Raw genomic sequence first — 20,016 nt, 5'->3', positions numbered from 1 at the left:
ACGTGTTTCGTACCAGCGACATCGTCCTGATCGCCGTCATGGTTGGGGCGGCTGCCCTTACCTACAAGGCCAAGCGCGAGGCCGAGGAACAATTGGCTTCGGTGCAGAAGATCCATGCGCAGATTCGCTATGAGGAGGACACGATCGACCTGCTCAAGGCTGACTGGAGCCTGCTCACCCAGCCATCGCGGCTGCAGAAGCTGGCCGAACTCTACAAGTCACAGCTCGAACTCGAGCCGGTTAGCGCTCGCCAGATCGTCGGCATCGGCGACCTGCCGGCCAAATCCCTGGACATCCAGGACATCCTGTCCGGACGCCAGGGCGGCATGGCCGACAATTCCGATCAAGCGCCTCCTGGCAGCAAGGATCCCGTGGTGACCGGAGGCATCGCCCAATGATCGGCAAACTGCTGAAGCGTCGCGTGAGGACGGGTGAAGGCGGTTCGATCGTCGTCGAGGGCGCCCGCAAGGCGACCGGCGGCAAGGGCAGGACGCGCATCGTCATGACGATGGCGGTGTTCTTCGGGATCTTCTCGACGATTTCCGGGCGCCTGGTCTATCTCGGCTTCCAAACCCCGGACATGTCGGGCGGTCCGCAAAGCCGGGTGACGGCATCGCGGCCCGACATTGTCGACCGCAACGGCGAAGTTCTGGCGACGGACATCAAGACAGCGTCGCTGTTTGCCGAGCCGCGCCGCATCGTCGACGCCGACGAGGCGATCGAGAAGCTGTCGACGGTGCTTCCGGACATCGACTATGAGCAGACCTACCATAAGCTGAAGAGCGGTGCTGGTTTCGTTTGGCTGCAGCGTCAGCTGACCCCCAAGCAGCAGTCCGACATCATGCAGCTCGGCATTCCCGGCTTCGGTTTCCGCACCGAGAAGCGCCGCTTCTATCCGAGCGGCGAGACCTCGTCCTACATTGTCGGGCTTACCAACATCGACAACCAGGGCATCTCCGGGATGGAGAAATATGTCGATGAGCAGGGTTTGAGCGACCTGCAGGCATCGGGCCTCGCGGTGGCCAAGGATCTCAAGCCGGTGAGGCTTTCGATCGATTTGCGCGTCCAGCATGTGGTGCGCGACGAGATCGCCGCCGGCTTGGAGCGCTATCGCGCCATGGGCGCTGGCGCCGTTGTGCTCAACGTCAAGACCGGTGAAGTGGTGGCCATGGCCTCGGTCCCGGATTTTGATCCTAACAATCCTTATAATGCGCAAGACAAGGACCGGCTGAACCGGATGTCGGCAGGCCTCTACGAGATGGGCTCGACCTTCAAGAGCTTTACCTCTGCCATGGCGCTCGATTCGGGCAAGGCGACGATGGCGAGCCGCTTCGATGCTTCGCATCCAATCCGGGTCGGCCATCAGGCCATTCACGACTTCCACGGCAAGAACCGTGTGCTGTCGTTGCCGGAGGTGTTCCTCTATTCGTCCAACATCGGGTCGGCCAGGGAGGCCGAAATGGTCGGCATCGCGGGGCACCGCGAATTCCTGCATCGCCTTGGAATTTTGGATAAGATGCAGACCGAACTGCCGGAAGTCGCCCGCCCGACCGAACCGAAGGTCTGGAAACAGGTCAATTCGTTCACAATCGCCTTCGGTCACGGCGTGTCGACGACGCCGCTGCAAGCGGCTGTCGGCTGCGCCGCGCTGATGAATGGCGGCTTCCTGATGAACCCCACCTTCCTGATCCGTACACAGGAAGAAGCGATGGCCATGGCCAAGAAAGTGGTCAGCGAAAAGACGGTCGACGGCATGCGCTACCTGTATACGCTCAACGCGGAGAAGGGCTCGGCCAGAAACGCCAGAGTGCCCGGCTATCGCGTTGGCGGTAAGACCGGAACAGCCGAGAAGGTCATCAATGGCCGCTACTCGAAGGAATTGAATTTCAATACATTCGTCGCCGCCTTTCCGATGGACGATCCACAATACCTGGTGTTTACGATTGCCGACGCCCCGCACCCTGAAAAGCCGGGCATGACAGACGTCGCGGCATCGAACGCGGGCGTTATGGCGGGCAACATTATCCGGCGTGCGGCTGCCATGCTTGGCGTGAAGCCAGATTTCAGCCATGAAAATGGTGCAACGCTGGTTTCCTATCAGTGATTCTTAGGGCGCGCCGGTAACTGCGCGCTATTTTGTTGCGGTGAACGGGGTTCGATGAAACTAAGAGACCTAGCCGGTATCCTGCCAGTCGAAGGAATAACTTCCGCCGATCTGGAGGTCATCGGGATTTCGTCGGATTCCCGCCAGGTAAGATCGGGCGTTGTCTTTTTTGCGCTCGCCGGAACCAAGGCCGATGGTGCCGTTTATGCCGCCGACGCCGCCGCGCGTGGTGCGGCCGCGATTGTGGCCGGCAAGGGCAGCGCCATTGCTGGACTGTCGGTTCCGCTATTGGCGGTCGACGATCCGCGCCTGGCACTGGCGCTGAGCGCGGCCCGCTATTTCGGCAAGCAGCCGCAGACCATGGTCGCGGTGACCGGTACCAGCGGCAAGACGTCGGTCGCGGCCTTCACCAGGCAGATCTGGGAGCAGGCGGGTTGTGCCGCCGCTTCGATCGGCACCACCGGCGTGGTAGCACCGGGCCGCAACGATTATGGCTCGCTGACGACGCCCGATCCGGTCGCCTTGCACCAGTTGCTGCGGGAATTGGCCGATGCCGGCGTCACCCACGCCGCCATGGAAGCCTCCAGCCATGGGCTCGACCAGCGCCGCCTCGACGGTGTGAAGCTGGCAGCCGGCGGGTTCACCAATCTCGGCCGCGACCATATGGACTACCATCCGACCATCGAGGACTATCACCGCGCCAAACTGCGCCTGTTCGACACGCTGCTGCCGAAGGGCGCTCCGGCCGTGATCTTCGCCGACGATCCATGGTCGGCGCCGACGATCGAAGCGGCGCGGGCTGCCGGGCTCGAAGTGCTGACGGTTGGCCGTCATGGCGATTTCCTCAGGCTGAAGCGGGTCGAGCACGAGCGCCACCGCCAACGCGCCGAGGTCGAGGCCGACGGCGTGCTCTACGAGATCGACCTGCCGCTGGCCGGCGACTTCCAGATATCGAACGCGCTGGTTTCGGCGGGACTGGCCATTTCCACGGCAACGCCAGTTGCCAAGGCCTTGATGGCGTTGGAGAAACTGAAGGGTGCGCCGGGCCGGCTCGACCTCGTCGGCACCACCGCCAATGGCGCGCCGGTCTATGTCGATTATGCCCACAAGCCGGACGCGCTGGAAAACGTGCTGGCCTCGGTGCGCCCATTCACCACCGGTCGCGTCGTCGTCGTGTTCGGCTGCGGCGGCGACCGTGACCGCGGAAAAAGGCCGATCATGGGGGAGATCGCGACGCGGCTTGCCGATGTCGTGATCGTCACCGACGACAATCCGCGTTCTGAAGTACCGGAAACAATCCGCGCTGCGATCCTCGCCGCTGCTCCTGGTGCCATAGAGATAGGCGACCGGCGCCAGGCGATCCGCGAGGCGGTCGCCATGCTGCATGCCGGCGACACGCTGATCGTAGCCGGCAAGGGCCACGAGGAAGGCCAGACGATCGGCTCCGAGACCTTGCATTTCTCCGATCATGAGGAAGTTCGCGCAGCACTCGTAGAGCGTGCCGCATGAGCTTGTTGTGGACCTCCGAGGCGCTGGTCACCGCCATGGACGGGCGGCCGCTCGGGCCGATGCCGGACGGCATATCGGGTATTTCGATCGACAGCCGCAGCTTGCAGCCGGGCGACGCCTTCTTCGCCATCAAGGGCGAGGCGATGGATGGGCATGACTTCGCCACATCAGCCATCAAGGCCGGCGCCGGAGTGCTGGTGGTGGCTGAAGGCAAGCTGCCGTCGCTCGGCAGGCTGACGGCGCCGATCATCGTCGTCGATGATGTGCTGGTCGCGCTGGAAAAGCTCGGAGTGGCCTCCCGCGCGCGCTCCCAAGCCAAAATCATCGCGGTGACCGGTTCGGCTGGCAAGACCACCACCAAGGAAGCGCTGCGTCATGTGCTGCAAGCCGTCGGCAAGACGCACGCCTCGGCGCAGTCGTTCAACAATCACTGGGGCGTGCCGCTGACATTGGCGCGCATGCCCGCCGATTGCGACTATGCCGTTTTCGAAATCGGCATGAACCATCCTGACGAGATACGGCCGCTGGTGAAAATGGTGAGGCCGCACGTCGCCATCGTGACCATGATCGCGGCCGCCCACCTTGGCTTCTTCCGCAACCTGGACGAGATCGCCAAGGCCAAGGCCGAGATTTTCGAAGGGCTGGAGCCTAAGGGTGCCGCTGTCCTCAACCGCGACGATGCGCGCTTCAAGATTCTCGACAAAATGGCGCATGCCGCCGGCGTCGAGCACGTCTACGGCTTCGGCGAGAATGCGCGTTCGACCTTCAAGCTGGTCCAATGCGAACTGCACGCAGACCATTCCGACATCACCGCAAGGATCAGCGGCCACGAAGTGTCGGCTCGGATCGGTGCGCCCGGCCGCCATATGGTGCAGAACGTGTTGGCGGTGCTGGGAGCGGCGCATCTGATCGGGGCCGATCTCGACAAAGTGGCCCTGGCACTGACCGATCTCTCGGCCGAGCGCGGGCGCGGCAAGCGCCATGTGCTGCGCCACCCCGGTGGCTCGATTTCTAGCTACCCCGGCGGGCCGATCACGCTGATCGACGAGAGCTACAACGCCAATCCGGCGTCGATGGCTGCCGCGATGGCATTGCTCAACGCGACGCCGGTTACGGGCGAGGGCCGCCGCATCGCCGTGCTCGGCGACATGCTCGAACTCGGCGACCATTCGGCCAAGCTGCACGCCGCTCTCGCCGACCTTATCGTTGGCACCGGGACACAGACCGTCTTCCTCGGTGGCCCGGAAATGCGGGCGCTGGCCGAGATACTGCCCGGTGAAGTCAAGACGGAATACCGTGCCGGTGTCGAGGAACTGAAGCCGGTGCTGCTGGCCGCGCTGAGGCCAGGCGACGTGGTGATGATCAAATCGTCGAAAGGCATCGGCTTTACAAAACTGGTCGATGCGGTGCTGGGCAAATTCCCGCCTGAATCGACAACCAGAAAACAGACCCAGGTCGGGGGACGATAACGCATGTTCACATTACTCGTCGATTTTGCGGACAAGATCTCGGCCTTCAACGTCTTCCGCTACATCACCTTCCGCACCGGCGGGGCGTTGATCACGTCGGCGCTGATCGTCTTCATCTTCGGACCGACCATCATCAATTCGCTGCGCCTGCGGCAAGGCAAGGGCCAGCCGATCCGGGCCGACGGGCCGCAGACGCATTTCAAGAAGGCTGGTACGCCGACCATGGGCGGCCTGATGATCCTGTCCGGCATCATCGGTTCGTCGCTGCTGTGGGCGAACCTGTCGAGCATCTACGTCTGGGTGGTACTGCTGGTGACTGTGGGCTTCGGCTCGATCGGCTTCTACGACGACTATCTCAAGGTGACCAAGCAGTCGCATCTCGGCTTTTCCGGCAAGGCGCGGCTGGCGCTCGAATTCGTCATCGCCGGTATTGCCGCATGGGTGATCATGCATAACGGCCAGGCGCCGTTCTCCTCGTCGCTGACATTTCCCTTCGCCAAGGAATTCATCGTCAATCTCGGCTGGTTCTTCATTCCGTTCTCCTGCTTCGTCATCGTCGGCGCCGGCAATGCGGTGAACCTGACCGATGGTCTGGACGGGCTGGCGATCGTGCCGATCATGATCGCGGCGGCCTCCTTCGGCGTCATCGCCTATCTCTCCGGCAACGCTGTCTTCGCCGAATATCTGCAGATCCATTTCGTGCCTGGCACCGGCGAACTGGCGGTCGTGCTTGGCGCGGTCATCGGTGCCGGCCTCGGCTTTCTCTGGTTCAACGCGCCGCCGGCGGCGATCTTCATGGGCGACACCGGTTCGCTGGCCATGGGTGGCCTGATCGGCACCGTGGCCGTCGCCACCAAACACGAGATCGTGCTTGTCATCGTCGGCGGATTGTTCGTCGTGGAAATCCTGTCGGTCATCATCCAGGTCGGCTACTTCAAGATGACCGGTAAGCGGGTGTTCCTGATGGCGCCGATCCACCATCATTTCGAAAAGCTGGGCTGGACCGAAAGCCAGGTGGTGATCCGCTTCTGGATCATCGCCGTCATCCTGGCGCTGGTCGGCCTGTCAACCCTGAAGCTGAGATAGGAGTCCGCTTGGTCCCCGCCGCATCCTTTTCAGGCAAGCGCGTTTCGCTCTTTGGGCTCGGTGGTTCGGGGATTGCGACGGCGCGCGCGCTTATCGAGGGCGGCGCGGATGTGCTGGCCTGGGACGACAATCCCGAAAGCGTCGCCAAGGCCGCCGCCACCGGGATTGCAACAGCCGATCTGCGCGGCGCCGACTGGGCGAAGTTCTCGGCCTTCGTGCTCTCGCCGGGCGTTCCGCTGACGCATCCCAAGCCGCATTGGACGGTGGAGCTGGCGCGCGGTTCGGGTGTCGAGATCATCGGCGACATCGAGCTTTTCTGCCGCGAACGGATGCTCAAGGCGCCGATATCGCCCTTCATCGCCATCACCGGCACCAACGGCAAGTCGACGACGACCGCGCTGACGGCGCATATCCTGAAAGCGGCGGGACGAGACACCCAGATGGGCGGCAACATCGGCCGCGCGGTGATGACGCTCGATCCGCCTGAGCCCGATCGGCACTATGTGGTCGAATGCTCGTCCTACCAGATCGATCTCGCGCCTTCGATCAACCCGACGGCCGGAATCCTGCTCAATCTGACGCCCGACCATCTCGACCGTCACGGCACCATGCAGCACTACGCCTCAATCAAGGAACGGCTGGTGGCCGGCAGCGAGACGGCAATCGTCGGCATCGACGATTCCTGGTGCGCGCAGATCGCCGAGCGGCTGGAGCGGGCGGGGCGTCATGTCATCCGGATTTCCAAGCGGCTGCCGCTGACCGACGGCTATTTCGCCGACGGCAGCTACCTGATGGAGGCTGTGCACGGCCGCTACAGCCGCGTCGCTTTCCTCGAAGGCATCGGCTCGCTGCGAGGCCAGCACAACGCGCAGAACGCGCTGGCTGCGGTCGCCGCTTGCCTCAAGGTCGGACTGGAGCTCGGCGAGATACAGTCGGGGCTGGAGAGCTTTCCCGGCCTCGCCCACCGCATGGAGCAGGTCGGCCGCAAGGACCATGTGCTGTTCATCAACGATTCCAAGGCGACCAATGCCGATGCAGCGGCACCGGCGCTGTCCAGCTTTGCGCGCATTTACTGGATCGCCGGCGGCCTGCCCAAGGAAGGCGGGATCGAGCCGTTGCGCGGTTTCTTTCCGCGGATCGCAAAGGCCTATCTGATCGGCGAGGCCGCCCCTGCCTTTTCGGCGACGCTGGGCGAGGCCGTGCCTTACGAAATATCCGGCACGCTGGCCGCAGCGGTCGAGCACGCCTCGCATGATGCGGCACTGGACGACAGCGGCGAGGCGGTGGTGCTGTTGTCGCCGGCCTGCGCCAGTTTCGACCAGTTCAAGAATTTCGAAGTCCGCGGCGAAGCCTTCAGGCAAGCTGCGCATGCTATCGAGGGCGTGAAACCCATCGGAGGGACACGATAATGCAAAGCCGTCTCGACAAAAGTCCGGTTGCGACCTGGTGGTGGACGATCGATCGCTGGTTCCTGGCAGCGTTCCTGTCGCTGATGGGGCTCGGCATCGTGCTGTCCTTTGCCGCCAGCCCGGCGGTGGCCGAGCGCATCGGTCTCGACAGTTTCCACTTCGCCACCAGGCAGATCATCTTCACCGTGCCGGCGCTCGGCGTGATGCTGGCCGTGTCGTTCCTCGATTCCCGGCAGATCCGGCGCATGGCGCTGATCATGCTTTGCCTGATGCTGGTGCTGATGGTGGCGGTGCTCTATGTCGGCGTCGAGGTGAAGGGGGCGCGCCGTTGGGTATCGCTTGCCGGCCTGTCCATCCAGCCCTCTGAATTTCTGAAACCCGCCTTCGTCATCATGTGCGCGTGGCTGTTTGCCGAGCACAAGCGCCAGCCCGACATTCCGGGCAATCTGTTCGCCATGCTGTTGCTGGTGCTGGTCGTGTCGCTGCTGGTGGCGCAACCGGATCTTGGCCAGACCATGCTGACAACCGGCACCTGGGGCATCATGTTCTTCATGGCGGGGCTGCCCTGGCTGTGGATCGTCGCGCTGGGTGCCGCCGGCGTCGGCGGCGTCTTTGCCGCCTATACGGTGTTTCCGCACGTTGCCTTGCGCATCGACAAGTTCCTCACCGGCGAAGGCGACACGTTCCAGGTCGACATGGGGCGCGAGGCGCTGATCAATGGCGGCTGGTTTGGCGTCGGGCCGGGCGAGGGCACCGTCAAGCGGGTCATCCCGGACAGCCATGCCGACTTCGTCTTCTCGGTCGCCGGCGAAGAATTCGGATTGATCATGTGCTTCTTCATCATGTCGATCTTCGCCTTCATCGTTTTGCGCGGCCTCAACACGGCGCTGAAGGAGCATGACGATTTCACCCGTTATGCGGTCGGTGGCCTCGTCACCGTGTTCGGCCTGCAGGCCGTCATCAATATGTGCGTCAACCTGCAGCTTGTGCCGGCCAAGGGCATGACGCTGCCGTTCATCTCCTATGGCGGCTCCTCGCAGATCGCCATCGCCATCTCGATGGGCATGGTGCTGGCTTTGACACGCAAGAGGCCGGAGAAGCGCAAGCAGATGGGCTTTGCGCTGCCGCAGCGCGCGCTGCCGGCGGAGTGATATGGCCAGAGGCGTCATCCTTCTCGCGGCGGGCGGAACCGGTGGGCATCTTTTCCCGGCCGAAGCGCTGGCGCACGAGCTGAACGAGCGCGGCTGGTCGGTGCACCTGGCAACCGACGACCGTGCCGAACGGTTCGCCGGCCATTTTCCGGCCGCCGCCGTCCATCCGATCCAGTCGGCGACGATGGGTTCGAAAAATCCGTTTGCCCTGCTTGGCGCCTTCTGGAAAATCTGGCGCGGCGTGCGCCAGGCTTCCGCCATCATTGCCAGGATCAAGCCGGATGCCGTCGTCGGCTTCGGCGGCTACCCGACCCTGCCGCCGCTCTACGCGGCGACGCGTCGCAAGGTGCCGACGCTGATCCACGAGCAGAACGCGGTGATGGGCCGCGCTAACCGGGCGCTGGCCGGGCGTGTCGATGCGATCGCCGGCGGCTTCCTGCCGCAGGACACCAATGCTGCCGGCGCCAAGACGGTGACGACGGGCAATCCGGTCAGGCCTGCCGTGCTGGAAGCGGCCAAGACGGCTTATGCGGTGTCGGTCGGGGAACAGCCGTTCCGCCTGCTGGTGTTCGGCGGCAGCCAGGGCGCCCAGTTCTTTTCAGACGCCGTCCCGGGGGCGATTGCGCTGCTTTCCGATGCCCAGCGCAAGCGGCTGGTGATCACGCAGCAGGCGCGCGCGGATGACGTGGCGCGGGTCAAGGCTGCCTATGCCGCCCTCGGCGTAGCCGTCGAGGTTTCGCCGTTCTTCACCGACATGGCGGTACGCATGGCGGCCGCGCATCTGGTGATCTCGCGTTCCGGCGCTTCGACAGTCTCGGAGATCGCCGTTATCGGCCGGCCGGCACTGCTGGTGCCTTACCCGCACGCGCTCGACCACGACCAAGCGGCGAATGCAGCGGCCCTTGCCGCCGCCGGCGGTGGCGAAGTGCACCCGCAATCCTCGCTTTCGCCCGAACGCATCGCAGCCCTCGTCGGCGGGCTGATGGACGCCCCCGAGCGGCTGGTGGCGATGGCCGCGGGCGCGAAATCGGCGGGCAGGCCCGACGCGGCACGGTTGCTCGCCGATCTCACAGAGGCTATTGCGTCCAAAAAAGCCGTTTCGGATTTCAGGAAGGGGACGCAAGCATGAAGATGCCGCAGACCATAGGCCTTGTGCATTTCATCGGCATTGGCGGCATCGGCATGAGCGGCATTGCCGAAGTGCTGCACAATCTCGGCTACAAGGTGCAAGGCTCCGACCAGGCCGAGAGCGCCAATGTCCAGCGGCTGCGCGACAAGGGCATCGAATGCTTTGTCGGCCACAAGCCCGAAAACCTCGGCGATGCCGAGGTGGTGGTCGTCTCGACGGCAATCAAGAAATCCAATCCGGAACTCAAGGCCGCGCGCGAAAAGCTGCTGCCGATCGTGCGCCGGGCCGAGATGCTGGCCGAGCTGATGCGCTTCCGCCAGGCGGTGGCCATCGGCGGCACGCATGGCAAGACGACGACGACCTCGATGGTGGCGACCTTGCTCGATGCCGGCGGGCTCGATCCGACCGTCATCAATGGCGGCATCATCAATGCCTATGGCACCAACGCCCGCATGGGCGATGGCGAGTGGATGGTGGTCGAGGCCGATGAGAGCGACGGCACCTTCCTGAAGCTGCCGGCCGAGATCGCGGTCGTCACCAACATCGATCCCGAGCATCTCGATCACTATGGTAGCTTCGACAAAGTACGCGAGGCGTTCCGCCAGTTCGTCGAAAACGTGCCGTTCTATGGTTTTGGCGTGATGTGCACCGATCATCCCGAGGTGCAGGCGCTGGTCAGCCGTATCGAGGACCGCCGCATCGTCACCTATGGCGAGAACGCGCAGGCCGATGTGCGCTTCACCAACCATCGCATGGCGGGTGCCATTTCGGAATTCGACGTGGTGATCCGTGACCGCAAGACCGGCGACCAGACGACGATAGCAGGCTTGCGGCTGCCGATGCCCGGTCGTCACAACGTCTCCAACGCGACCGCCGCGATCGCGGTCGCGCATCAACTCGGCCTGTCGGCCGAGGCGATCAAGAGGGGCTTGTCGTCCTTCGCCGGCGTCAAGCGCCGCTTTACCCATACCGGGTCGTGGAACGGCGTGGACGTGTTCGACGATTACGGCCACCATCCGGTCGAGATCTCTGCGGTGCTGAAGGCGGCGCGCAGCGCCACCAAGGGGCGCGTCATCGCCATCGCCCAGCCGCATCGCTTCACCCGTCTGCATGATCTGTTCAACGAGTTTTCCGCCTGCTTCAACGACGCCGACACGGTGATGGTGGCGCCGGTCTATGCGGCCGGCGAGGAGCCGATCGAAGGCGTCAGCTCGGACGCGCTGGTGTCGCGCATCCGCGCCGGCGGCCATCGCGATGCGCGCTACATCGAGGGTCCGGTGGCGATTGCGCCCATCATCCGCGATCTGGCCAAACCAGGCGACTTCGTCGTGTTCCTGGGCGCCGGCAACATCACTCAATGGGCCTATGCGTTGCCCAAGGAGCTTGGCGGGACGGTCTCATGATGCACGGCCAGGCCCTGATCGACAGACTTGGCGACCGGCTTGCCGGCCTGCGCGGGCGCGTCACGCCGAATGCCGAGATGGACAAGATCACCTGGTTCCGTGCGGGTGGTCTGGCGGAAGTGCTGTTCCAGCCGGCGGACGAAGAGGACCTTGCCACGTTCCTCAAAGCCGTTCCGGAGGAAATACCGCTGACCATCGTCGGCGTCGGATCCAACCTTCTGGTCCGTGACGGCGGCATTCCGGGCTTTGTCATCAGGCTTTCGGCCAAGGGGTTTGGCGAAGCGGAAGTCATTTCGCCAATCAGGATCAAGGCCGGCGCGGCCACGCCCGACAAGCGCGTCGCCGCGGTGGCGCTCGAGGCCGGCATTGGCGGTTTTCATTTCTACCATGGCATTCCGGGCGCCGTCGGCGGCGCACTGCGGATGAATGCCGGTGCCAATGGCGTCGAGACGCGCGAGCGCGTCGTCGAGGTGCGCGCGCTCGACCGCAAGGGCAATGTGCAGACGCTCAGCAATGCCGACATGGGCTACGCCTATCGTCATTCGGCGGCACCTGCGGGGCTGATCTTCACCTCGGCCGTGTTCGAAGGCTTTGCCGAGGACAAGGCCGTGATCAAGGCAGCGATGGATGCCGTGCAGAACCATCGCGAGACTGTGCAGCCGATCCGCGAGAAGACAGGTGGCTCGACCTTCAAGAATCCCGAAGGCACGTCGGCCTGGAAGGAGATCGACAAGGCCGGCTGCCGCGGCCTGATGATCGGCGGCGCGCAGATGTCGCCGATGCATTGCAACTTCATGATCAACACGGGAACCGCGACCGGCTACGACCTTGAATATCTCGGCGAGACGGTGCGCACGCGGGTGCTGGAGAATTCCGGTATCCGGCTGCAATGGGAAATCAAGCGCATCGGCAATTTCCGGCCGGGACATGCCGTGCAGGAGTTTCTCGGGCAGCTGCTTTAAGGTGCGCTGATATTCAGGTGATGCCGGCCTGCAAACGACGGCTTTCTACGCTTCCGGTGCTCACGGACCCGAATGTCCGCTCCGCTCCGGTTCTCGAAAACCATCATTTTCGACTCGGCCTGACCTGAATCTCAACACATCTTACGCACGTCGAACTTCATGTGACACATTAAGTTCGACGGTGCCAAAACGGCCCGCAACCGTTGCCCCGAAGAACTCAACGACACGCTTTTCGCATTATTTTCTCAGAAAGTGAATCTCTCGGAATCGTAAGTACTTGCCAGTGAATCAACTCTCTGATTCTCTGTTCGAAAGCGTTTCCTGATTTGAGTCGTTCGACGCGTCACCCGCGTTTTCCGTCTGGGGGGCAACCTGCCGGGAGACTCGGACTCAATGTTGCGGAAAATCTTGGTTTTTGGTCCGCCGTGAGAGGGGATACCGGGGAATGAAAAGCAAGCATGTGGCTGTCCTGCTGGGTGGTTTTTCGTCCGAGCGGCCCGTGTCTTTGTCTTCGGGAAAGGCTTGTGCCGATGCGCTCGAGCAGGAAGGCTACCCGGTCACCCGCGTCGATGTCGGGCGCGATGTCGGCTCCGTACTTGCCGAGCTCAAGCCCGATGTCGTCTTCAACGCGCTGCATGGTCCCTTTGGCGAGGACGGAACCGTCCAGGGCATCCTCGAGTATCTCGGCATTCCCTACACTCATTCCGGCGTGCTCGCCTCGGCTCTGGCCATGAACAAGGAGCAGGCCAAGCGGGTTGCCAAATCGGTCGGTATCCCGGTCGCTGAATCGAAGGTCGCCAGCCGCTTCGCCATTCAGAACAAGCACCCGATGAAGCCGCCCTATGTGGTCAAGCCGGTCAATGAAGGCTCGAGCTTTGGCGTCGTCATCGTGCATGAAGGTCAGTCGCATCCGCCGCAGGTGATAGGCTCTTCCGAATGGAAATATGGCGACACCGTCATGGTCGAGCGCTACATCCACGGCCGTGAGCTGACCTGTGCGGTGATGGGCGATGTGGCGCTGGGGGTCTGCGAGATCATCCCGACCGGCCATTCTTTCTACGACTATGATTCAAAATATGTCGCTGGGGGATCAAAGCACGAATGCCCCGCAAAAGTTTCACCGAATATTTACCAAAAAATACAAACACTGGCGCTTAAGGCTCACCAAGCGATCGGCTGTCGGGGCGTTTCCCGATCGGATTTCCGTTATGACGATCGGCATTCCGAAAACGGCGAGATTGTCTGGCTCGAGGTCAACACCCAGCCGGGTATGACGCCGACGTCCTTGGTGCCTGAAATCGCCGCCCAGGCCGGGCACTCGTTTGGCGATTTGTTGAGTTGGATGGTGGAGGACGCTTCGTGTCTGCGTTGAAATGGGGACAGGGTAAGGAGAGGGGCGCGGCCGAGCCGGCGCTGTTCGGCCTGCCGTTGTCATCAGGCCATTTCGTGCTGCCGCGCGTACTTCGCCGCCCTGTGCGTATTCTGGCCCGTCTCGGTGTTGGGGAATTCCAGGCGCCGCGCTTTTCCGCGGCGATGATGTCGGCCGTTCTGATCGCCTCGAGCAGTGCCTACGGCGCCTATCTCGGCGGCCACGTCGACGGCATCGTCCAGAGCATCACCGCCCGCACCGGCTTTGCCGTCGACCAGGTCAAGGTGGTCGGCAATCGCCAGACCTCGGAGATCGATATCCTCGACAGGCTCGAACTCGACGGCTGGACGTCGTTGATCGGCTTCGATGCGGCGGCGGCGCGCGAGCGTATTTCCGGCCTGCCGTGGATCGAGGTCGCGGCGGTGCGCAAGGTCTATCCGCACACGCTGGAAGTGCGTGTCGAGGAGCGCGCCGCCTTCGCGCTTTGGCAGCAGGGTGACGAGTTGTCCGTCATCGAGAGGAATGGCGCCGTGATCGCGCCGTTCTCGGGCGGCAAGCAGGTGCTGTTGCCGCTGCTGATCGGCACCGGCGCGCCGGCGAGCGCGCCCGACTTTCTGGCCAAGATCGAAAAATATCCCGATCTCGCGAGCCGGATCAAAGGCTATGTCCGCGTCGGTGAGCGACGTTGGGACCTGAAGCTGGACAATGGCATCACCGTCAAGCTTCCCGAGGACGGCGAGGATCAGGCGCTCGCCGAACTCGTCAAGATGGACCATGACAAGGGCCTGTTGTCGCGCGATATCGCCGCCGTCGACATGCGTCTGACCGACCGGCTGGTCGTGCAGTTGACGCCCGAGGCGGCGACGCAGCGCGAAGCCGCACTCAACGAAAAGCCCAAGAGCCTGAAGCGCAAGCCGGAGACGAAGATATGAGCTGGCTTGGCGGTCATGGCGATGCCTCGTCGCGCCGGTCCGGCACCCTGACGGTGCTGGATGTCGGTTCGAGCAAGGTCTGCTGCATGGTGGCCAAGCTGAAGCCGAGCGATGACGGCAAGCTGCTGCGCGGCCGCTCGCACCGGATCCAGGTGATCGGCATCGGCCATCAGAAATCGCAAGGCGTGAAGTCGGGCGTCGTCGTCGATCTCGATCGCGCCGAGCATGCCATCCGCCTTTCCGTCGATGCGGCCGAGCGCATGGCTGGCCTGACGGTCGATTCGCTGATCGTCAACATGACCGCCGGCCGGCTGAAGAGCGAAGCCTTCTCCGCCACCATCAACCTTGGCGGCCACGAGGCCGACGAGGCCGATATCAAGCGCGTTCTGGGCGCCGGCGCCAAGCAGGCGCTGAAGGCCGAGCGCGAGGTGATCCATTCGCTACCCGTCGGCTTCTCGCTGGATGCCGAACGCGGCGTGCGCGATCCGCGCGGCATGGTCGGCGATGCACTCGGCGTCGACATGCATGTGCTGACCGGCGATGCCGCTCCGATGCGCAACCTGGAGCTTTCCATCAACCGTTCGCATCTGTCGGTCGAGCGCATGGTGGCGACACCCTATGCCAGCGGCTTGGCGGCCCTGGTGGACGACGAACTGGAAATGGGCGCTGCCTGCATCGACATGGGCGGCGGCACGACGACGATCTCGGTGTTTTCGGAAGGCAAGTTCGTCCATGGCGATGCCATCGCCATCGGCGGCAATCACGTCACGCTTGATATGGCCAAGGGGCTTTCGACCTCGCTCGATGCCGCCGAACGGCTGAAGGTGATGCATGGTTCGGCGCTGCCCGGCAGCGCCGACGACCGCGACCTGGTCTCGATCCAGCCGATCGGCGACGATGGCGACGTGCCTTTGCAGATCCCGCGCTCGGTGATGACGCGCATCGTGCGCGCGCGCATCGACGAGACGCTGGAATTGCTGCGCGACCGGTTGAACAAGTCCGGCTACGGCAATGCGGTGGGCAAGCGTGTGGTGCTCACTGGTGGCGCCAGCCAGCTTGCCGGCCTGCCGGAGGCAGCGCGCCGCATCCTGGGGCGTAATGTGCGCATCGGCCGTCCACTCGGCGTGGCCGGCCTGCCCGAAGCGGCGAAGGGGCCGGCCTTCTCGGCCGCGGTGGGGCTTCTGATCTACCCGCAGATGGCGAGTTTCGAGAGCCATCCGGCGAAAGGAATTTCCGGTCTCAGAATGACTGGAACGGGCGGAAAACTGCATCGCATGAGTCAGTGGTTGAGAGACAGTTTCTAATTGACGGGGACAGCCCCATAGGCGGCCGCGGCGGCGAAGCGGCGTGAAAGGCAAAGGACGGAGACAATGACCATCAATCTGCAAAAGCCGGACATCACCGAGCTTAAGCCGCGCATCACCGTGTTCGGTGTCGGCGGCGGCGGCGGCAATGCCGTCAACAACATGATCACCGCCGGGTTGCGCGGTGTCGAGTTCGTGGTGGCCAACACCGACGCGCAGGCGCTGACCATGTCGAAGGCAGGCCGCCTGATCCAGCTCGGCGCGCATGTCACCGAGGGCCTCGGCGCCGGCTCGCAGCCGGAAGTCGGCCGTGCGGCGGCGGAAGAGTGCATCGACGAGATCCTCGATCACTTGACCAACACCCATATGTGCTTCGTCACCGCCGGCATGGGCGGCGGCACCGGCACAGGTGCTGCTCCGGTCGTTGCCCGCGCAGCGCGCGAAAAGGGTATCCTCACCGTCGGCGTCGTCACCAAGCCGTTCCATTTCGAAGGCCAGCGCCGCATGAAGACAGCGGACTTCGGCATCGAGGAACTGCAGAAGTGCGTCGATACGCTGATCGTCATCCCCAACCAGAACCTGTTCCGGCTGGCCAATGACAAGACCACCTTCGCCGACGCCTTCGCCATGGCCGACCAGGTGCTCTATTCCGGTGTTGCCTGCATCACCGACCTGATGGTCAAGGAAGGCCTGATCAATCTCGACTTCGCCGACGTGCGCTCCGTCATGCGCGAGATGGGCAAGGCGATGATGGGCACCGGCGAAGCTTCGGGCGAGGGCCGTGCGATGGCCGCCGCCGAAGCGGCGATTGCCAACCCGCTTCTCGACGAGACCTCGATGAAGGGCGCAAAGGGCCTGCTGATCTCGATCACCGGCGGCCGCGACCTGACGCTGTTCGAAGTCGATGAGGCCGCAACCCGTATCCGCGAGGAAGTCGACCAGGACGCCAACATCATCCTGGGCGCCACCTTCGACGAGGAACTCGAGGGCGTCATCCGCGTCTCGGTGGTTGCTACCGGCATCGACAAGTCGGCGGCTGAAATCGCCGCGGCGCCGATCTCGATCCGCACGGCGCCTCCGAAGCCGGCCAGCCGCCCGGCCGTTGCCGCACCGGAAAGCCGCCCGGCTCCGGTCCAGCAGACCGCGTACGAACCGCGTGCCATCGACCCGGTCGCCGAAGCCATCCAGTTGGCCGAGGCAAATGCCGCGGCCATGGCACAGGCGCGTCCGGCTCCGGTCGCTCACGCCGAAGATTTCCGCCCGCAGAGCAAGATCTTCCAGGCGCCGCCAGCACAGCCGATGCCGCAGCCGGTGGTCCAGCAGATGCAGCCGGCTCCGCAGCCGCGCGAGATGCTGCGCGAAGCCCCGCAGCCGGTTGCCATGGCGCCGCAGCGCATGCCGCGCGTCGAGGACTTTCCGCCCGTCGTCAAGGCCGAGGTGGATGCCAAGAGCCGCCCGGCCGACCACGAGAACAACAGCGGACCGATGGGCCTGCTGAAGCGCCTGACCAACGGACTGACCCGCCGCGAAGAAGAGCCTGCACGGCTGCAGCCGGCGCAGCCACGCGAACCCAAGCTGCGCCAGGCCGCACCCGAAGTGCGCCGTCTTGCCAGCCAGGACGCGCAGCTCTACGCACCGCGCCGTGGCCAGCTCGACGACCAGGGCCGCCTGACACCGCAGGTGAGGGCGACTCAGGAAGACGATCAGCTGGAGATTCCGGCGTTCCTGCGCCGCCAGGCCAACTGATTGGTAAACGGACTGTAATAGTTGTTAACAGGCAAGCGAGGAATCGCTTGCCTGTTAACGTTTTAAATGGTGTGATTTCAATCACTTACAAAGTCATGTCTATCCCGGTTCGCGGTTACACAGAGTAAGAAACCGTGATTTGGAGTCTCCCTGCACGAACACTATCTTCGCTGCCTACCATCGTCGGTTTGCCGGGATTTCGGGGGAAGTTGCCCTGCCTGCCGATTCACACAAGAGCCGCGCCCTCGGGCTGGAGAAGCGGACCTAGGCATTACGGGCTTATGGGGATTGTTTTGCACGACTATCAGACGACATTGAAGACGCGCGCGTCGCTTACCGGCACCGGCGTCCACAGCGGCAAGGAAGTTTCCATCAGCTTCGTGCCGGCGGATGCCGACACTGGCATCATTTTTCAGCTTTTCAACGGTGTAGAGCAGGGCAGCGAGTTTCGCGCCGTGGTCTCGGAAGTCGGCGCAACCGACCTGTGCACCATGCTTGGTGATCCCGCCGGCGAGCACATCGCCACGGTCGAGCACATCATGGCGGCGCTGTTCGGGCTCGGCATCGACAATGTCGCCATCGAGATCGACGGTTCCGAGGTTCCGATCTTCGATGGCAGCGCCATGGCGTTTGTCGAGGCCATCGACCAAGCCGGCATCGAGACGCTTACCGTCAAGCGTCGCTATATCAGGATCATCAAGCCGGTGCGCATCGAGAACGGCGCCTCCTGGGCAGAGTTCAGGCCCTATGACGGCACCCGTTTCGAGATCGAGATCGACTTCGAAAGTCCGGCAATCGGCCGTCAGCTGTTCGCGTCCGACCTCAATGCCGATATTTTCCGCCGCGACATCGCGCGCGCCCGCACCTTCGGCTTCATGAAGGACGTCGAGCGGTTGTGGGCTGCCGGCTATGCGCTCGGCTCCTCGCTGGAGAACTCGCTGGTGATCGGTGACGACAACCGCGTCATCAACATGGGCGGCCTGCGCTATCCCAACGAATTCGTGCGCCACAAGACACTGGACGCGGTGGGCGACCTGGCGCTGGCCGGCGCCCGCTTCATCGGCTGCTTCCGCTCCTATCGCGGCGGCCACAGGATGAATGCCGCGGCGCTGCGCCGCCTGCTGTCCGACCGCACCGCGTTCGAGATCGTCGAGACGACACGCCGCGAGCGCGGCCGCAGTGCCGAGATGAATGCCGTCAACGCGCCGCTCTATGCGCCCTGGATGATCTGATTTTCTTCATTTCTTTCAAGTTTCGTGGCGGGCGGCTGGTGTTGCAGGAATGCACCACCTGTCGGTGAAATTGCACCGATGTTCAAGCTGTGTCTGGCCGCCATAAAAATGTGCGATTGGCCGGAGATAGCGTTGCCGGGCAAGGCGGTAATGGTTTATGGCTGCTGCCGTCGATTAGTGCATGGCGCTCAAAAGTGGGGACCAGTTTTGAGACAACGGCATGCAGCAGACATTTAAATAACGCCGAAAGGGCGGAATCCAATCATGTTCTTCAAGCGAGTCGGTCAATCGAAAGCGCCGCAGAGGGCTGTTTTCCTGGCGCTTTCGGTGGTTGTTCCATCGCTCTTCCTGTCGGCCTGCATGTCGTCGGAGAAAGATATCGACCTGTCGACCTATGTCGACCAGACCGAACCGGCCGATGTTCTCTACAATCAGGGCCTTGCCAACCTCAACGCCGGACGCCTTCAAGAGGCGAGCCGCAAGTTCGACGCTGTCGACCGCCAGCATCCCTATTCGGAGTGGGCCCGCAAATCGATGGTGATGGGCGCTTTCGCCGACTATCGCCAGGGAAATTACGACGAGGCGATCGGCTCGGCCAAGCGCTATCTCACGCTCTACCCGTCGACCGATGACGCGGCTTACGCGCAGTACATCATCGGCTTGAGCTACTACCGCCAGATCAAGGACGTGACGCAGGACCAGAAGGAAGCGCGTCAGACCGTCCAGACGATGCAGGATCTTGTGACGCGCTGGCCGACATCGGAATATGTCGACGACGCCAAGGAAAAGATCCGCTTCGCCAACGATCAGTTGGCCGGCAAGGAAATGCAGATCGGCCGCTACTATCTCGAGCGCCGTGAATACATCGCCGCCGTCAAGCGCTTCCGCACCGTTGTCGAGAACTATTCCAACACGCGCCATGTCGAGGAGGCACTCGCCCGCCTGACCGAAAGCTATTACGCGATGGGCCTGACCTCCGAGGCGCAGACCGCCGCCGCGGTGCTCGGTACCAACTACCCCGACAGCTCGTGGTACAAGGACTCCTACAAGCTCTTGCAGAGCAATGGGCTTGCACCGCGCGAAAATGCCGGCTCGTGGATATCCAAGGCCGGGAAGATGATCACCGGCGCCTGACCCTAAGCGGATTTCGCCTACGCGCAGTCCGCTTGGTTTTCCTGGTTTGTCGCGGGTTGTTGTCGCAAAACCGCAAG

At 63.3% G+C, this 20,016-nt stretch carries 16 protein-coding genes; all 16 read left to right on the top strand.

Annotation, left to right across the window (positions count from 1 at the left end; all coding sequences use genetic code 11):
- Window positions 1–2: 2 nt before the first annotated feature.
- The 16 genes from ftsL (at window position 3) to NKJ89_RS17240 (ending at window position 19,939) form a co-directional block, all read left to right on the top strand.
- Window positions 3–398, top strand: a complete 396-nt coding sequence (gene ftsL, locus NKJ89_RS17315; RefSeq protein ID WP_352604183.1) for a cell division protein FtsL — start codon at window positions 3–5, stop codon at window positions 396–398.
- Window positions 395–2,104 carry a peptidoglycan D,D-transpeptidase FtsI family protein gene (locus NKJ89_RS17310; protein WP_023757004.1) on the top strand — a complete coding sequence of 570 codons (1,710 nt, stop codon included), beginning with the start codon at window positions 395–397 and terminating at the stop codon, window positions 2,102–2,104. Before ftsL ends, NKJ89_RS17310 begins: the two co-directional genes overlap by 4 nt.
- A gap of 54 nt (window positions 2,105–2,158) precedes the next feature.
- Window positions 2,159–3,613, top strand: a complete 1,455-nt coding sequence (locus NKJ89_RS17305) for a UDP-N-acetylmuramoyl-L-alanyl-D-glutamate--2,6-diaminopimelate ligase (RefSeq protein ID WP_352604181.1) — start codon at window positions 2,159–2,161, stop codon at window positions 3,611–3,613.
- Window positions 3,610–5,082 carry a UDP-N-acetylmuramoylalanyl-D-glutamyl-2,6-diaminopimelate--D-alanyl-D-alanine ligase gene (locus NKJ89_RS17300; protein ID WP_352604179.1) on the top strand — a complete coding sequence of 491 codons (1,473 nt, stop codon included), beginning with the start codon at window positions 3,610–3,612 and terminating at the stop codon, window positions 5,080–5,082. Before NKJ89_RS17305 ends, NKJ89_RS17300 begins: the two co-directional genes overlap by 4 nt.
- A 3-nt stretch (window positions 5,083–5,085) precedes the next feature.
- On the top strand, window positions 5,086–6,168 hold the full coding sequence (gene mraY, locus NKJ89_RS17295) for a phospho-N-acetylmuramoyl-pentapeptide-transferase (protein WP_023757007.1): 1,083 nt from the start codon (window positions 5,086–5,088) through the stop codon (window positions 6,166–6,168).
- 8 nt (window positions 6,169–6,176) lie between these two features.
- A complete protein-coding gene (gene murD, locus NKJ89_RS17290; protein WP_352604177.1) occupies window positions 6,177–7,577 on the top strand; it encodes a UDP-N-acetylmuramoyl-L-alanine--D-glutamate ligase in 1,401 nt (466 codons plus the stop codon).
- A complete protein-coding gene (ftsW, locus tag NKJ89_RS17285; protein WP_023757009.1) occupies window positions 7,577–8,728 on the top strand; it encodes a putative lipid II flippase FtsW in 1,152 nt (383 codons plus the stop codon). The genes murD and ftsW overlap by 1 nt, the downstream gene beginning before the upstream one ends.
- Window position 8,729: 1 nt before the next feature.
- On the top strand, window positions 8,730–9,857 hold the full coding sequence (gene murG / locus NKJ89_RS17280) for an undecaprenyldiphospho-muramoylpentapeptide beta-N-acetylglucosaminyltransferase (RefSeq protein WP_352604175.1): 1,128 nt from the start codon (window positions 8,730–8,732) through the stop codon (window positions 9,855–9,857).
- Window positions 9,854–11,260 carry a UDP-N-acetylmuramate--L-alanine ligase gene (murC, locus tag NKJ89_RS17275; protein WP_352604173.1) on the top strand — a complete coding sequence of 469 codons (1,407 nt, stop codon included), beginning with the start codon at window positions 9,854–9,856 and terminating at the stop codon, window positions 11,258–11,260. Before murG ends, murC begins: the two co-directional genes overlap by 4 nt.
- On the top strand, window positions 11,257–12,222 hold the full coding sequence (murB, locus tag NKJ89_RS17270; protein WP_352604171.1) for a UDP-N-acetylmuramate dehydrogenase: 966 nt from the start codon (window positions 11,257–11,259) through the stop codon (window positions 12,220–12,222). Before murC ends, murB begins: the two co-directional genes overlap by 4 nt.
- A 445-nt stretch (window positions 12,223–12,667) precedes the next feature.
- A complete protein-coding gene (locus tag NKJ89_RS17265) occupies window positions 12,668–13,594 on the top strand; it encodes a D-alanine--D-alanine ligase (RefSeq protein ID WP_023757013.1) in 927 nt (308 codons plus the stop codon).
- Window positions 13,582–14,523: a cell division protein FtsQ/DivIB gene (locus NKJ89_RS17260; protein ID WP_352604169.1), complete on the top strand. Its 942-nt coding sequence runs from the start codon at window positions 13,582–13,584 to the stop codon at window positions 14,521–14,523. Before NKJ89_RS17265 ends, NKJ89_RS17260 begins: the two co-directional genes overlap by 13 nt.
- Window positions 14,520–15,827, top strand: a complete 1,308-nt coding sequence (gene ftsA / locus NKJ89_RS17255) for a cell division protein FtsA (protein ID WP_023757015.1) — start codon at window positions 14,520–14,522, stop codon at window positions 15,825–15,827. Before NKJ89_RS17260 ends, ftsA begins: the two co-directional genes overlap by 4 nt.
- Window positions 15,828–15,893: 66 nt before the next feature.
- Window positions 15,894–17,573, top strand: a complete 1,680-nt coding sequence (ftsZ, locus tag NKJ89_RS17250) for a cell division protein FtsZ (protein ID WP_023757016.1) — start codon at window positions 15,894–15,896, stop codon at window positions 17,571–17,573.
- A gap of 281 nt (window positions 17,574–17,854) precedes the next feature.
- Window positions 17,855–18,805, top strand: coding sequence for a UDP-3-O-acyl-N-acetylglucosamine deacetylase (gene lpxC, locus NKJ89_RS17245; RefSeq protein WP_352604167.1), 951 nt, complete (start codon window positions 17,855–17,857; stop codon window positions 18,803–18,805).
- A gap of 264 nt (window positions 18,806–19,069) precedes the next feature.
- The gene (locus NKJ89_RS17240) at window positions 19,070–19,939 is read left to right on the top strand and encodes an outer membrane protein assembly factor BamD (RefSeq protein ID WP_023757017.1); all 870 of its coding nucleotides are present in this window, start codon (window positions 19,070–19,072) and stop codon (window positions 19,937–19,939) included.
- Window positions 19,940–20,016 lie beyond the last annotated feature (77 nt).

The sequence above is a fragment of the Mesorhizobium sp. M0047 genome, from assembly GCF_040323315.1.
Lineage (GTDB): Bacteria > Pseudomonadota > Alphaproteobacteria > Rhizobiales > Rhizobiaceae > Mesorhizobium.
Note: the sequence above shows the minus strand (reverse complement) of the source record. Positions and strands in the feature narration are given on the sequence as shown.

Bases quoted from the DNA above. Each gene is read 5' to 3' on its own strand.
- NKJ89_RS17310 (WP_023757004.1), top strand. From the start codon at position 395: ATGATCGGCAAACTGCTGAAGCGTCGCGTGAGGACGGGTGAAGGCGGT.
- murC (WP_352604173.1), top strand. From the start codon at position 9,854: ATGAAGATGCCGCAGACCATAGGCCTTGTGCATTTCATCGGCATTGGC.
- ftsA (WP_023757015.1), top strand. From the start codon at position 14,520: ATGAGCTGGCTTGGCGGTCATGGCGATGCCTCGTCGCGCCGGTCCGGC.
- NKJ89_RS17305 (WP_352604181.1), top strand. From the start codon at position 2,159: ATGAAACTAAGAGACCTAGCCGGTATCCTGCCAGTCGAAGGAATAACT.
- murB (WP_352604171.1), top strand. From the start codon at position 11,257: ATGATGCACGGCCAGGCCCTGATCGACAGACTTGGCGACCGGCTTGCC.
- ftsZ (WP_023757016.1), top strand. From the start codon at position 15,894: ATGACCATCAATCTGCAAAAGCCGGACATCACCGAGCTTAAGCCGCGC.
- mraY (WP_023757007.1), top strand. From the start codon at position 5,086: ATGTTCACATTACTCGTCGATTTTGCGGACAAGATCTCGGCCTTCAAC.
- lpxC (WP_352604167.1), top strand. From the start codon at position 17,855: ATGGGGATTGTTTTGCACGACTATCAGACGACATTGAAGACGCGCGCG.
- ftsW (WP_023757009.1), top strand. From the start codon at position 7,577: ATGCAAAGCCGTCTCGACAAAAGTCCGGTTGCGACCTGGTGGTGGACG.
- NKJ89_RS17240 (WP_023757017.1), top strand. From the start codon at position 19,070: ATGTTCTTCAAGCGAGTCGGTCAATCGAAAGCGCCGCAGAGGGCTGTT.
- NKJ89_RS17265 (WP_023757013.1), top strand. From the start codon at position 12,668: ATGAAAAGCAAGCATGTGGCTGTCCTGCTGGGTGGTTTTTCGTCCGAG.
- murG (WP_352604175.1), top strand. From the start codon at position 8,730: ATGGCCAGAGGCGTCATCCTTCTCGCGGCGGGCGGAACCGGTGGGCAT.
- NKJ89_RS17300 (WP_352604179.1), top strand. From the start codon at position 3,610: ATGAGCTTGTTGTGGACCTCCGAGGCGCTGGTCACCGCCATGGACGGG.